The sequence below is a fragment of the Sinorhizobium sp. B11 genome (assembly GCA_039725955.1).
In the GTDB taxonomy this organism is placed as follows: domain Bacteria; phylum Pseudomonadota; class Alphaproteobacteria; order Rhizobiales; family Rhizobiaceae; genus Rhizobium.
On record CP091034.1, the window covers coordinates 1,444,723 to 1,458,389 of the forward strand.

13 protein-coding genes are annotated in these 13,667 nt (G+C 59.7%); 4 read left to right on the forward strand and 9 right to left on the reverse strand.

From position 1 onward, the window contains the following. The first annotated feature begins 14 nt into the window (after window positions 1–14). Window positions 15–602, forward strand: a complete 588-nt coding sequence (locus LVY75_16940; protein XAZ24873.1) for a GNAT family N-acetyltransferase — start codon at window positions 15–17, stop codon at window positions 600–602. Here LVY75_16940 and LVY75_16945 read toward each other — a convergent pair. Next, a complete protein-coding gene (locus tag LVY75_16945; GenBank protein XAZ25743.1) occupies window positions 577–1,251 on the reverse strand; it encodes a hypothetical protein in 675 nt (224 codons plus the stop codon). The genes LVY75_16940 and LVY75_16945 overlap by 26 nt on opposite strands. Continuing rightward, window positions 1,251–1,565 (reverse strand): DUF3572 domain-containing protein, encoded by a 315-nt coding sequence (locus tag LVY75_16950; protein XAZ24874.1) that lies wholly within the window; start codon window positions 1,563–1,565, stop codon window positions 1,251–1,253. Before LVY75_16950 ends, LVY75_16945 begins: the two co-directional genes overlap by 1 nt. A 132-nt stretch (window positions 1,566–1,697) precedes the next feature. On the opposite strand from LVY75_16950, the gene LVY75_16955 reads away from it, so the two are divergent. Together LVY75_16955 and LVY75_16960 are read left to right on the forward strand one after the other, a co-directional pair. Then, window positions 1,698–2,069 (forward strand): response regulator, encoded by a 372-nt coding sequence (locus LVY75_16955; GenBank protein XAZ24875.1) that lies wholly within the window; start codon window positions 1,698–1,700, stop codon window positions 2,067–2,069. A 17-nt stretch (window positions 2,070–2,086) separates the two neighbouring features. Continuing rightward, on the forward strand, window positions 2,087–3,460 hold the full coding sequence (locus LVY75_16960; GenBank protein ID XAZ24876.1) for a PleD family two-component system response regulator: 1,374 nt from the start codon (window positions 2,087–2,089) through the stop codon (window positions 3,458–3,460). 761 nt (window positions 3,461–4,221) lie between these two features. Here LVY75_16960 and rpmG read toward each other — a convergent pair. The 5 genes from rpmG to topA all read right to left on the reverse strand — a co-directional run bounded on the left by rpmG (window position 4,222) and on the right by topA (window position 11,437). Continuing rightward, entirely contained in the window at window positions 4,222–4,389 is a 168-nt protein-coding gene (gene rpmG / locus LVY75_16965; protein ID XAZ24877.1) for a 50S ribosomal protein L33, read from the reverse strand. A 93-nt stretch (window positions 4,390–4,482) separates the two neighbouring features. Continuing rightward, the gene (locus LVY75_16970; protein ID XAZ24878.1) at window positions 4,483–5,667 is read right to left on the reverse strand and encodes an MFS transporter; all 1,185 of its coding nucleotides are present in this window, start codon (window positions 5,665–5,667) and stop codon (window positions 4,483–4,485) included. 251 nt (window positions 5,668–5,918) lie between these two features. Continuing rightward, window positions 5,919–6,371, reverse strand: coding sequence for a DUF983 domain-containing protein (locus LVY75_16975; GenBank protein XAZ24879.1), 453 nt, complete (start codon window positions 6,369–6,371; stop codon window positions 5,919–5,921). 18 nt (window positions 6,372–6,389) lie between these two features. After that, entirely contained in the window at window positions 6,390–8,759 is a 2,370-nt protein-coding gene (gene rnr, locus LVY75_16980; GenBank protein ID XAZ24880.1) for a ribonuclease R, read from the reverse strand. Between the two features lie 2 nt (window positions 8,760–8,761). Beyond that, window positions 8,762–11,437: a type I DNA topoisomerase gene (gene topA, locus LVY75_16985; GenBank protein XAZ24881.1), complete on the reverse strand. Its 2,676-nt coding sequence runs from the start codon at window positions 11,435–11,437 to the stop codon at window positions 8,762–8,764. 257 nt (window positions 11,438–11,694) lie between these two features. On the opposite strand from topA, the gene LVY75_16990 reads away from it, so the two are divergent. After that, on the forward strand, window positions 11,695–11,901 hold the full coding sequence (locus LVY75_16990) for a hypothetical protein (GenBank protein XAZ24882.1): 207 nt from the start codon (window positions 11,695–11,697) through the stop codon (window positions 11,899–11,901). On the opposite strand, the gene dprA is transcribed toward LVY75_16990, so the two are convergent. Both dprA and plsY read right to left on the reverse strand, forming a co-directional pair. Next, window positions 11,881–13,029, reverse strand: coding sequence for a DNA-processing protein DprA (gene dprA / locus LVY75_16995; protein XAZ24883.1), 1,149 nt, complete (start codon window positions 13,027–13,029; stop codon window positions 11,881–11,883). The two genes, LVY75_16990 and dprA, sit on opposite strands and share 21 nt — an antisense overlap. Continuing rightward, window positions 13,029–13,649 (reverse strand): glycerol-3-phosphate 1-O-acyltransferase PlsY, encoded by a 621-nt coding sequence (plsY, locus tag LVY75_17000; GenBank protein XAZ24884.1) that lies wholly within the window; start codon window positions 13,647–13,649, stop codon window positions 13,029–13,031. Before plsY ends, dprA begins: the two co-directional genes overlap by 1 nt. Window positions 13,650–13,667: the final 18 nt, after the last annotated feature.

Consider the following 13,667-nt stretch of genomic DNA (forward strand, 5'->3'; position numbering starts at 1 on the left):
AGGAAAGCTTGGCCGTGGATATCGATCTTCGTTTCGAACCTGTCACGGTCGGCCGCTGGGGAGATTTCGAAACGCTGTTCGGCCCGCAGGGCGCCTTCTACAATTGCTGGTGTGTGGCGCTGCGCCTTCCACATGCTGTCCGCACGAAGATGGAACCTTCGGAGCGCAAGGCCCACATGCAGGAGCGCATTTCGGCCGGACCGCCGCCGGGTATTCTCTGTTATGCGGAGGGTGAGCCGGTAGCCTGGGTGCAGGTGGGGCCGCGCAACGACGTGCCGCAGTTCAATTCACCACGAACGGTCTCGCGGCCGTTGGAGGAGGGTGATGCACATGATCCCTCGATCTGGGCGGTCAGTTGCTTTTTCCTGTTGCCGAAACTGCGCGGCAAAGGCTTGAGCCACAGACTTCTCGCCGGCGCCGTCGACTACGCCCGAAGCCAGGGTGCGCGATTGCTGGAAGCCTGTCCGATCGACCAGGTGAAACAGTCGAAATCGGTCACGCTCTGTATCGGCTCGACGGCGATTTTCGACACAGCCGGTTTCGAGACGATTGCACGGCGCAAGGACGGCCGGCCGCTCATGCGGCTGGATTTGCACGCCTGATCGTGTGCGCTGTAAGATGTTGGCTGATGAGTTCGGTGGCATGCGTCCAGTCTCTTGCTCGCGCGATATCGGCGGCGGCCGCCGGCGCGAAGCGGTGAACGGGTGTGTCAGGCATGAGATGGATGAGCAGGCAATCTGCCACGTGCTCCTTCACGGAATGCAGGTTGCGCGCCATATCGTCGATGAACACGACGGGAAGGTCGCGGCCGCCATGCAGCGCCTGCACGATCGGTCCCTTCGGCTGTTCGCTGGCAAGCAGCGGGAAGGTAAGGCCGGTCCTGTCGAGGAGGCGGCGGCGATGGGCGGAAAACTGCGGCGGCATCGCGGTGAGGAACAGGACGTCGGCATCGTCAGACAGGCGTTCGAGCGTCGAAACGACCGGGTCGACAGGCGTCTGCCAGCTTTCCTGGGCCTCGAAGAAATCAAGGATCAGCCGGCTGACATGCTGATCGTCAAGCGCGAGCCCATCCGCCAGCGACACGATGTTGCCGTGAAGGCGGAAGGAGCGTGGCAGGAATTCGTGGCCGAGACTTTTGAGGTAGAGCTGAAAAGGATCGATGAATTGCAGCACCACATCATCGACATCGCAGACGATGAGCGGCCTGTCGCCAAGGCGGATGTGCGAAATGTCGAGTTCGGCGCTCACGATCAGTATTCTCCGGAGTCGAGGCCGGGCGGCGAGAAGTGGCGCCATGCCGCGGTCAACGCTTCCGGCGTCGTGTTCGTCGCCTCGCAGAAGGCGACCGCCGTCGGCTCATGGTTCATGAGGAAATCGAGCATGCCGGCAAGGAAGCCGGGATCGTTGATCGCGTTGCGCACTTGCTGCGGCTCGACACCTGTCAATGCCAGGAAGCGACCGAAGAGATCCGGGTCGTTCGCAAGCCAGCCAAGGATGGCGATGGCCGTTTCTTGCGGATCGGCTGTCGCCGCAAGTTGTTTCGAAGTCTTGAAATTGCTTTGCATTGCGGTGGTCGAGTTACCTTTTCTTCAACCAAATACCGGTAGCTTGCACTATCGGTTTCATGGAGCCATTTGTCAGCTAATGTCTTTATCATGGACATTTGGCTTCAAGAGCGGACGTAGGGACAACTGATCATGCCCAAACAGGTGATGATTGTAGAAGATAACGAGCTCAACATGAAGCTCTTTCGAGACCTTATCGAGGCCTCGGGCTATACCACGATCCAGACCCGCAACGGCATGGAAGCGCTTGATCTTGCGCGCAAACATCGGCCCGATCTTATTCTGATGGACATTCAGCTTCCGGAAGTCTCCGGCCTCGAAGTCACCAAGTGGCTGAAGGAAGACGACGACCTGCATGTGATCCCGGTCATCGCCGTCACTGCCTTTGCCATGAAGGGCGACGAGGAGCGGATCAGACAGGGCGGTTGCGAAGCCTATGTCTCCAAGCCGATCTCCGTTCCGAAATTTATTGAGACGATCAAGACTTATTTGGGCGACGCCTGAGGCATCGGAAAAGATTCATGACTGCGCGAATACTGGTTGTTGATGATATTCCGGCAAATGTGAAGCTGCTCGAAGCGCGGTTGCTCGCCGAATATTTCGACGTGCTGACAGCTGCCGACGGTTACGAGGCGCTGGCGATCTGCGACCGCAACCAGGTCGATCTCATCCTGCTCGACATCATGATGCCTGGCATTGACGGGTTCGAAGTCTGCGAGCGGCTGAAAGCCAATCCGAAGACCACCCATATTCCCGTCGTCATGGTCACCGCGCTCGACCAGCCGGCAGACCGGGTGCGCGGCCTCAAAGCCGGCGCCGATGACTTCCTGACAAAGCCCGTCAACGATCTGCAGCTGATTTCGCGCGTAAAAAGCCTGCTGCGCCTGAAGACGCTGAGCGACGAACTGCGCGTGCGCGCCGAGACCGCCCATACGATGGGCATGGATGAGTTGATGCGCATCGGCGACGGACGCACCGAGGAGGTGGGACAGGTGTTGCTGGTCGATGGCCGTGCTAACTCGCAGGAGCGTATCATCAAGACGCTGAAGCCTGTTGCCGATGTGGTTGCCCTTTCCGATCCGCAGGCCGCTCTTTTCGAAGCCGCCGAGAACGCCTTCGAACTCGTCATCGTCAACGCCAATTTCGACGATTACGACCCGCTGCGGCTCTGCTCGCAGTTCCGGTCGCTTGAGCGGACCCGTTTTCTGCCGATCCTGATCATCACGGAACAGGGCGCCGACGACATGGTCATCCGGGCGCTCGATCTCGGCGTCAACGACTATATTGTGCGCCCTGTCGATCCGAACGAACTGGTCGCCCGCAGCCTGACGCAGCTCCGCCGCAAGCGCTACAACGATCGCCTGCGCGCCAGTGTCAAGCAGACGATCGAACTTGCCGTCACCGATCCGTTGACCGGTCTGAACAACCGCCGTTATCTCGACAACCATCTCAATGTGCTCTTCAATCGATCGATGGCGCGCGGCCGGCCCCTCTCGGTGCTGATCACCGATATCGACCGCTTCAAACAGGTCAACGATACCTATGGCCATGACGGTGGCGATCAGGTGCTGAAGGAATTCGCAACCCGGGTGCGCTCGACCGTCCGCGGCGCTGATCTCGCCTGCCGTTACGGCGGGGAGGAATTTGTCGTCGTCATGCCCGACACCTCGCCGGAAGTTGCCGCGGCCGTTGCCGAGCGCCTGCGCGCGGCCATCGAAAGCACCCCGTTCCTGTTGAAGTCCTCAGGCGAAACGCTGAATATTACGGCCTCTTTCGGCATATCCTCGCGCATATCCTCGGTCATAACGCCCGACCAGCTGATGAAGCAGGCGGACCTTGCTCTCTATCAGGCGAAAAATACCGGGCGTAACCGCGTCGTGGCCTCGGCCGCCTGAAGGCACAGCTTTTCGAGGTGCGTCGCATTGGGTTATCCACTGGCGGTGGCTGGACCTTACGGATATTTAATGTTGATGGCTGCAATGAAGAGGTTGGTTTTTCAACCCGCTAGCCCAAAAATGGACTTTAAAGCGTGTTTCTTTCGATAACACGTGCCGGCTGATCCAAAAAGCTAGAGGCCGTGAACGAGGCAAGAAGAGCGGACTATAATTGCCTCCAGAATGACCCCTTCCCGTAAATCGTATTTCAGAAAACGTAACGCTGGCGCCTTACGTAAGGGGAGGGGTGGTGGTATTATTGAGATATATTTCTAATATTCTTGATAGGCTAAAATATTGTCCTGTTGGTAAAGCGGAATTGGATGCCTCTTTACACGTTCCAAAACTGGACTTTTAACCATAGAATCATACTCGGAAATTTTACCATTAAGAATTTGTTGATTTTCTTTCGTTTTTGAGCAAATCATCGGCTCAGAACAAAAAACGCTCCCGTGGAGGAGTTGTCGATACCCCATGATGCTCAGGTCCGCCGCATCTCCTGGGTCGTGGGGTCGGTCGGCTGGTACGCAATCTTAAACGGTTCCTCGTGCCGTTTTGCATGCTGGCCGACCCCCTTTTCGAAAAAAAACGCCGTCACTTCCCGAAGATGGAAGGGCGGCGTTTTTCGTGTTTGCGCTAACATCGATGTCAGGCGAACCCGGTACAAACAAAAAGCGCGCACCCGAAGGCGCGCGCTTTTCTAAAACCCGTAAGATCAGTGATTACTTGATCTTGGTTTCCTTGAACTCGACGTGCTTCTTAGCGATCGGGTCGTACTTGGTCTTCGTCATCTTGTCCGTCATCGTACGGCTGTTCTTCGTCGTGACGTAGAAGAAACCGGTGTCGGCCGTCGACAGAAGCTTGATCTTGATAGTGGTAGCCTTGGCCATGGTCGTCCTGCCTTTAAGAAAATGAAAGCCGTGGAAAGCCGGATAGGCTCCACGGCAAATTCTGGCGCGAAACTACGAATCTAGCCCGAAAAGTCAAGCCCGCTTTCCGAGGAAAAGCAGTCTTATGCCTGCGAGCAGGGCGTAAAGCCCGAAGAAACCGGCAATTGCATAGGCAAAACCGTTGTTTCCGGCAACGTCGATGGCAGCGCCGATCACCTGTGGGCCTGCAACGGTACCGACTGCATAACAGAAAACGAAGGCCGCATTAGCCGCCGCAAGGTCCGAACCTGTCAACCGCGAGCCGAGATGGCTGAGTCCGACAGTGTAGAGGCCGGAGACGCAACCGCCCCAGAAAAGCAGGATGCCGGCCATGAGAAGCCAGTTGTTGACGAGGATCGGCAGCATCATCGTGCCGACGAAACCGGTCAGGGCCATCAGTGCCAGCAGGGGACGCTTGTCCTTGATGCGGTCAGAAAGCAGGCCAAGCGGGATCTGGAAGATGACATTGCCGACACCCATCATGGTGAGGAGCAGGGCGGCTTGCGATTCGGTGAAATGCGCGCGCACCGCAAAGATCGGAAAGAGCGAGAGACCGCCGGCCTCGACCGCGCCGAAGATGAAGACGGCTGCCGTTGCGGTTGGCACCAGGAAGACGTAGCGCATGAAGTGCAGTTCCGGCTTTTCGTCCAGAACGGGGCTTTCGTAGCGGGCAATGAAGATCGGGATGGCGGCAAGCAGGATCGCGCAGGCACCGACCAGGAAGGGAAGGATGCCGTCACTGCCGAGCAACGAGAAGATCAGCGGCCCTGCCGCAAAACCGATGGACAAGACCGTTGCATAGATGCCGAGCACGAATCCGCGCTTGGACGGCGGTGAAGCGGCGTTGATCCAGAATTCCGAGAGGATGAAGAGCGTGGTCGTCGCACCGTGGAAGGCGAAGCGCAGCGGGAACCACATCCAGAAGTCCTGCGCATAGTAAAAGCCGAGTGCGCTGAGCGCCGAGATCAGCACCGCCCACATCATTGTCGGCGCTACACCGTATTTATGGGCAAGCTTGGTGGTGATCGGCGCCGCTACCATCGCCGCGATACCGGCCATCGCGGTGTTGAGGCCGATAAGGGTGGAGGAAATGCCGCGCTTTTCGAGGATGATGCTGAGCAGAGGAAGTCCCAGGCCGATCGCGATGCCCACGGCGGAGATGGACGAGACGGCTGCCACCAGAGAAGGCCAATGGATTTCCTCGACATCGCCCGGTGTGCCGTTCCTCGGCTGAGACATTTATCCATCCTTAGAGAAGTATGCGGACGAATCGTCCGTCTGGTGCCACATAGAAAGACATAGGCATGCCAAATCCAAGTGACGGGCAGGGTTTCACAATAGTTCTGGCATCCGCCGGCGATTTCTTGAGTGTAAGCTTTCCCCATACAAGAAATGATGAGCGTATCTTTCCTCTGCAGATAGTCGGCTACAAGCCCTGACGCTCTGGCCGCTGCCACTACACGCGAAATATGTCTGGAAGGTGAAGGTGTTCAAGCTTGGCGGCCGGGTGTGTCGTAATCATCGGGTTCATCATCATGGCCGCCGAAACCATGCATCTTCAACGCCCACTGCAAGCCTATGACTCCGCCTTTGATAGGCTGGATCGAGACAAGCGCCGTGATGACGGTGATCGGTGCCCAGATGGCAAGATGCACCCAGACCGGCAGCACGAAGACCATGTCAGTCAGCATGAAGCCGCCAATGACGACGTGGCCGAGCACCAGGATGACGAGATAGGGCGGCAGGTCGTCGGCGCGCTGGTGATACATTGCCTCGCCGCAAGCGGCGCAATGGTCGACCGGCTTGAGGAATGCGCGGAACAGTTTGCCGCTGCCGCAGGCCGGACAGCGGTTCAGCAGGCCGCGCATGATGGAGCGTCCGAGCGGGCGCTCGACATCGGGCGTATCCCCATAGCGGACGACCTCGTTTGTCGGTGTGCTCACGATCTTTCCTTTCCGGAACTAGCGCCGCCCGCGCGGCGGACGCGTTCCGATCTTCTTGCGGGCGCGATTTGCATCGCGTTTCCCTGCCTTGTGGAAGGAGCGCACAGCCGTCGGCATCTTGCGTCCTTCGCTCAGCATCTCGAAGCGCAGGGCGCCCGCAAGCGGGATCGCCTCGGCCAGGCGCACGGTCACATCGTCGCCGAGACGATAGCCGAGACCTGTCTTTTCACCTGATAACGCCTGATGTGCCTCGTCATAGATGAAGTAGTCGGTGCCGAGCGTAGATATAGGGATGAAGCCGTCCGCACCATAGTCCGGCAGCATGATAAACAGGCCTGACTTGGTAACGCCTGAAACGCGCCCCTCAAATTCCTGGCCGACACGTCCGGCAAGGTGATGAGCGATGAGGCGATCGACGGTCTCGCGTTCGGCAGCCATGGCGCGGCGCTCGAAAGTGGAGATTTCGGCGGCGATGTCGTCGAGCGTCGCTTCCTCTTCCGGCGTGATGCCGCCTTCGCCGAAGCCGAGCGAGCCAACCAGCGCGCGATGCACGATAAGGTCGGCATAGCGCCGGATCGGCGAGGTGAAGTGCGCGTATTTCATCAGGTTTAGGCCGAAGTGGCCGATATTCTCGGGACTGTAGATGGCCTGGCTCTGCGAGCGCAGCACCATTTCGTTGACCATGGTCTGGTGCGGCGTGCCATCTGCCTTGGCGAGGATGCCGTTGAAGTTGTTGGCGCGCATGTTGCCGCCCTTGGCAAGTGATATGCCGAGCGTGGCGAGGAATTCGCGCAGCACTTCCTGCTTGGCAAGCGTCGGCCCATCGTGGATGCGGTAGATCAGCGGCTGGCGCTTTTTCTCCAGCGTCTCTGCAGCCGAGACGTTCGCCTGGATCATCATCTCTTCGATCAGCTTGTGTGCGTCGAGACGAGGCGGCACGTGGACCCGGTCGACGGTACCATCGGGCTTCAGCAGGATCTTGCGCTCGGGCATGTCGAGCTCGAGCGGCTGTCGACGTTCGCGGCCGCGCTTCATCGTCTCGTAGGCGTGCCAGAGTGGCTTGAGGATCGGCTCAAGCATCGGCCCGGTCTTGTCGTCGGGCTTGCCGTCGATTGCCGCCTGTGCCTGCTGGTAGGAGAGCTTCGCCGCACTCTTCATCATGATGCGGTGGAAGGTATGGCCGATCTTGCGACCGTCCTTCGAGAAGACCATGCGCACGGCAAGGGCAGGGCGGTCCACGCCTTCCTTCAGCGAGCAGAGATCGTTGGAAATTCGTTCCGGCAGCATCGGCACGACCCGATCCGGAAAATAGACGGAGTTGCCCCGCTTCAACGCTTCCCTGTCGAGCGGCGAATTCGGCCGCACATACCAGGAGACATCGGCAATCGCGACCGTGACGATGACGCCGCCCGCATTGTCTTCCGATGGATCATTCTCGGCATAGACGGCGTCGTCATGGTCCTTGGCATCGGCCGGGTCGATGGTGATCAGCGGCAGGTCACGCCAGTCTTCCCGATGCGACATCGTGGCAGGCTTGGCGTCATCCGCCTCTGCGACGGCGGCCGGCGGGAAGACATGCGGAATGCCGTGCGCGTGGATTGCGATCATCGAGATCGCCTTTTCCGAACCGACGGAGCCGATGACAGAAAGCACCTTGGCACGAGCCAGGCCGAAACGGCCGAGACGCGCAACTTCCACCTCGACCAGATCCCCGTCCTTGGCATCGCCCTTATAGTCGGGGTCGATAACCATTTCCTCGCCGCGCCGGTCGATCGGCAGAAGGCGTCCGGCACCACCCGGCGCGTCCTTGAAGACACCCATGCTGGCGCCCCGACGCTTGTCGATCACCTTGATGATGCGTGCGGTATAGGCCGGGCCGCCACGATCGACTGCCGGGAATATCTTGGCAAGGATGCGGTCACCCATGCCGGCAACCGGTGCCTTGCTCTTGCCCTGACGGCCCGCCGGCGATTGCTGGCGAATGGCAACGGCTGGCGCCACGCCCTGGTCTTCCGGCCACTCGGCCGGGCGGCCGATCAGCTCGCCATCCTTGTCGCGCGTGGTGATGTCGAGCACGGTGACGGGTGGCAGCGCACCCGGCCGGATCAGCGACTTGCGGGTCTTCTGCAGCATGCCTTCCTGCTCCAGCTCCTGCAGCAGGCGCTTGAGTTCGACGCGGCTTTCGCCCTTCAGCCCGAAGGCCTTCGCGAGCTCGCGCTTGGAGGCTTTCTGCGGATGCTCGGCGATGAAACGCAGGATGACGTCTCGCGGCGGCAGGATGCCGTGCACGATGTTCAGCGGCTCAGGCGCAGGTTCCTTGCTCGCGCGTCCGAATTTTCCCGGGCGCTTGCCCATGGCTCTCGTAGTCTCGCGCGGTTCTCTCGCCACTCTCAGCTCTTTTTCGTTTTCGCCGCTGCCTTTGCCTTGGTTGCTTTCGGCTTTGCGGCAGTCTTTGTCGTCTTTGCTTCGGCCGCCGCGGCCTTCGGCTTCGCGGCTGGCTTAGCCTTCGCAGCTGTTTTGGCCTTGGTCTTGCCTGCGGGAGCCTTGCCGGCCTTTTCCGCAATCAGGGCCAGCGCTTCCTCGACGGTAATGGCCTGCGGATCCTTGCCCTTCGGCAGCGTCGCATTGACCTTGCCCCAGTTGACATAGGGGCCGTAGCGTCCGTCGCGAACGGTGATCGCACCACCGTCAGGATGGTCGCCCAGTTCCTTCAGCGCCGCCGGCGTGCCGCGGCCTCCGCCCGGCGCCTTGGCCTGCTTTTCGGCAATCAGCGTCACGGCGCGGTTGAGGCCGACCGAGAAAACATCCTCGATGCTTTCCAGATTGGCGTAGGTGCCGTCATGCAGCAGGAACGGTCCGTAGCGGCCGAGCCCGGAAGAGATCATCTTGCCGGTTTCCGGATGTTTACCGATATCACGCGGCAGCGAGATCAGCGCCATCGCCTTCTCGTAGTCGATATCTTCCGGCTTCCAGCCCTTGGGGAGCGACGAGCGCTTGGCATCCTTGCCATCGCCGCGCTGGATATAGGGGCCGAAACGGCCCGAACGCAGCGTCAGTTCCTCGCCGGTGGTCGGGTCGGTGCCGAGGTTCTTCGGCTCATTCAGCGCCGCACCTTCGGCCTCGCCGCCATTTTCGGAGGAAAGCTGGCGGGTGTAATTGCATTCCGGATAGTTTGAGCAGCCGACGAACGCGCCGTACTTGCCGAGTTTCAGCGACAGGTTGCCGGTGCCGCAAACCTGGCAGATACGCGGATCACTGCCGTCTTCGCGCTTCGGGAAGACCAGCGGCGCCAGGGCTTCGTTGAGCGAATCCAGAACATTGGTGACGCGCAGTTCCTTGGTGTCTTCGATCTGCGAGAAGAAATCCTTCCAGAAATCGCGAAGAACCTGCTTCCAGTTCAGTTCCCCGGCGGAGATCCGGTCGAGCTTCTCCTCAAGATCTGCCGTGAAGTCATATTCGACATACTTGGTGAAGAAGCTTTCGAGGAAGGCGGTAACGAGACGTCCCTTCGCCTGCGGGATCAGCTTGCGCTTGTCGATCGTCACATAGTCGCGGTCGCGCAAGGTCGCGAGCGTTGCGGCATAGGTGGATGGGCGACCGATGCCGAGCTCTTCCATCTTCTTGATGAGTGAGGCTTCGGAGTAACGCGGCGGCGGCTCGGTAAAGTGCTGCGTCGAGTTGATCTTCTGCTTGGCGAGATTTTCGCGTGCATTGATCTCCGGCAGCCGGCCATCCTCGTCATCTGCGTCGTCGCTCTGCTCGCCATCTTCCTTCTGGTCGGTATAGGCGGCGATGAAGCCATCGAAGCGGATGACGGACCCGACGGCGCGCAGGCCGGCCTTCTGGCCGTTGTTGTCGGCAATGATTTCAGCTGTCGTACGCTCGATTTCGGCCGATGCCATCTGGCTGGCAATGCCGCGCTTCCAGATCAGATCGTAGAGACGGATCTGGTCGGCATCCAGGAATTTCCGGACGCGATCCGGCGAACGGTTGAAGTCGGTCGGGCGGATCGCTTCGTGCGCTTCCTGGGCGTTTTTCGCCTTGGTGGAGTAGAAGCGTGCCTTTTCCGGCAGGTAACGTTCACCGAACTGCTCGCCGATGGCGCTTCGCGCCGCATCGATCGCTTCCGGCGCCATCTGCACGCCGTCTGTACGCATATAGGTGATCAGACCGACGGTCTCGCCGCCAATGTCCACGCCCTCGTAAAGCTTCTGCGCAATCTGCATGGTGCGCGAAGCCGAGAAGCCGAGCTTGGAAGAGGCGGCCTGCTGCAGCGTCGAAGTCGTAAACGGCGGTGCCGGATTACGCTTGACGGGCTTTGCCTCGACGCTTTCGACGACATAGCTGGCGCCTTCCAGCAGCGTCTTCAGCTTGCCGGCTTCCTCGCCGTTGCCGATCGAGCGCGGCTGCAGCCGCTTGCCATTGGCGGCAACGAGCCTTGCTTCGAACTCGTCTCCGCGCGGCGTCTTCAGGAGCGCCGAAAGGTTCCAGTATTCCTCCGAGATGAAACGTTCGATCTCGGATTCACGGTCGCAGACGAGGCGCAGCGCGACCGACTGCACGCGGCCAGCCGAACGTGCGCCGGGCAGCTTGCGCCACAGAACCGGCGAGAGGTTGAAGCCGACAAGATAGTCGAGTGCGCGGCGTGCCAGATAGGCATCGACCAGCGGAACATCGATATCGCGCGGATCGGCCATCGCGTCGAGCACGGCCTTCTTGGTAATGGCGTTGAAGACGACGCGCTTGACCGGCTTGCCGTTGATGACCCGCTTCTTGTTCAGAAGGTCCAGCACATGCCAGGAGATAGCCTCCCCTTCGCGGTCAGGGTCGGTTGCAAGAAACAGGGCATCGGAGGATTTCACCGCATCGGCAATATCCTTCATGCGCTTGGAAGAGGCGCCATCCACCTCCCACAGCATTTCGAAATCCTGATCCGGAAGAACGGAGCCATCCTTGGCAGGCAGATCGCGCACATGGCCGAAAGAGGCGAGCACTTTGTATCCTGGACCCAGATACTTATTGATCGTCTTGGCCTTGGCAGGCGATTCCACCACTACAACATTCATGATGATTCTCTAAAAAAGATGTCGATCCGGCGAAGAAGCAGGCGCAACACGCACTGCAACATGAATACCGGCCCTCCGACATGGACAGGGAATTCGCTCCGGTCAAGAGGTTTGCTTCAATTTTACCTCTTTGCCGGGCATCGCAACCATTGCGAGATTTATAGACTATTGCAATTCAGGATGATTGAGCTATCGTTTTTGAAGTGTGGTTCGGGCTCTTTGGTAAGGCAGCCCTCTCCGTTTTCAGAGAGACAATTATGGCGCCCAAGGTTGCAGGAAAAGACACCGCTCGCTCCAAATCGCTCGAAAACATCGCATTCATCCGCCAGATGCTCCGAGAATTGCAGAAGGTGGCCGAACACGAAAATGCGGAGATGCTCTGCTATCTCATCGAAATGGCCTATGTGGAAGCCGGAGACCTGCACTCACGCATCGATGACAACTCAGTCGGTCATGGAAATTGAAACCTGTCCGCCCGCATGGCGATGCAGCCGACCGGCCATATCCAGCTCCAGAAGAACAAGATAGACGGCGGAAGCCGAAAGACCGGTGTGACGAATGATATCGTCGACCTCCACCGGCGTCGGACCGAGCGCATCGATGACGAGCGTGCGGTCCGTTTCGTCTGGCGGAAGCACTATCCTGCCACTTTCGCGTTTCGGTTCCTCGGCAGACGGCAGCGAAAAGAGATCGGGCTGAGCGAGCGGCGCCAGCGCTTCCACGACATCGTCAGGCGAAGTGACGATCATCGCGCCGTCCTTCAGAAGGCCATTCGTGCCGTGACATCGCGGATCGAGCGGCGAACCCGGTACGGCAAAGACCAGCCGCCCGAATTCGCCGGCCATCCGCGCCGTGATAAGCGAACCTGAACGAACTGCTGCCTCCACGACCGCGACGCCGAGCGAAATGCCCGCAATCAGCCGGTTGCGGCGGGGGAAATCACGCGCACGCGGCTCCCAGCCGAAAGGCATTTCGCTGACGGCAAGCCCATAGCCATTCCATATCTCGTCCAGCAGCCCAACATTTTCAGGCGGGTAGGGCTGGTCCAGCCCTCCTGCCATTGCGGCGATGGTGCCGGTATTGAGGCTCGCCCGGTGGGCGGCTGTATCGATGCCACGCGCAAGGCCGGAGACGACCGTGTAGCCGGCCCGGCCGCAGTCTCTGGCAATCATCGCCGCGAACTTTGCGCCGCTGATGGAGGCATTGCGCGAACCGACGATGCCGACCGCAGGCCGGTTCAATACGGAAAGATCACCCTTGACCGCAAGTAGTGGCGGTGCGCCGTCAATCTGGCGCAATGCCTGCGGATAATCAGGTTCGCCGATACCGACGAAGCGGGCGCCGAAGCGTTGCACCGCCTCAAGCTCGCGATATGCTTCAGCCTCAGTGGCAATACGGATCGAGCGCGTCGCGCCGCCGCGTGCCGACAGTTCCGGCAACATGGAAAGTGCTGCTTCCGCCGAACCGAAATGATTGATGAGATCGCGAAAGGTTGCAGGTCCGACATTGTCGGAACGGATCAGCCGCAGCCAGGCGATCCTCTGTCTATCCGTCAGCGCAATTCCTTTTGGCTTTGCGCTGAGCGCGTCCATTACCCCTTAGCCCCGATCTTGCTTTCCGTCCCGCTCATCAGACGGGAGATATTGGCCTTGTGCTTCCAGTAGGAGATGACGCTCATGATCGCCATGATCGCCGCAACCTTTTCGTCGCCCAATATCCACAATGCAACCGGAATCACAAGCATCGCAAGCAGAGCAGAAAGTGAGGAATAGCGGCTGATAAAGGCGGTCCCCAGCCAGACGGCGGCAAAGAGAAGAACCATGAGCGGTGCTACGCCAAGCAATGTGCCGATATAGGTGGCGACGCCCTTGCCGCCCTTGAAGCCGATCCAGACCGGGAAGAGGTGGCCGATGAAGGCAAAGAAACCGGCGATGATGCCCGCTTCCTCTCCCGCGAAATAGGCCATGATCCAGGCCGCAGCGGCAGCCTTCAGCGCGTCGAGCAGCAAGGTCGCCGCCGCGAGCTTTTTGTTGCCGGTACGCAGAACATTCGTGGCGCCGATGTTGCCGGAACCGATGCTGCGCACGTCGCCAAGGCCGGCAGCGCGTGTGAGGATGAGACCGAACGGGATGGAGCCGAGCAGGTAGCCGACCACGACGGCGGCAAGTGCCAGAGGTAGCGTAATCTGCCAGGTGACAAGATCAGATATCATTTTGTTTCCCAATCTTCT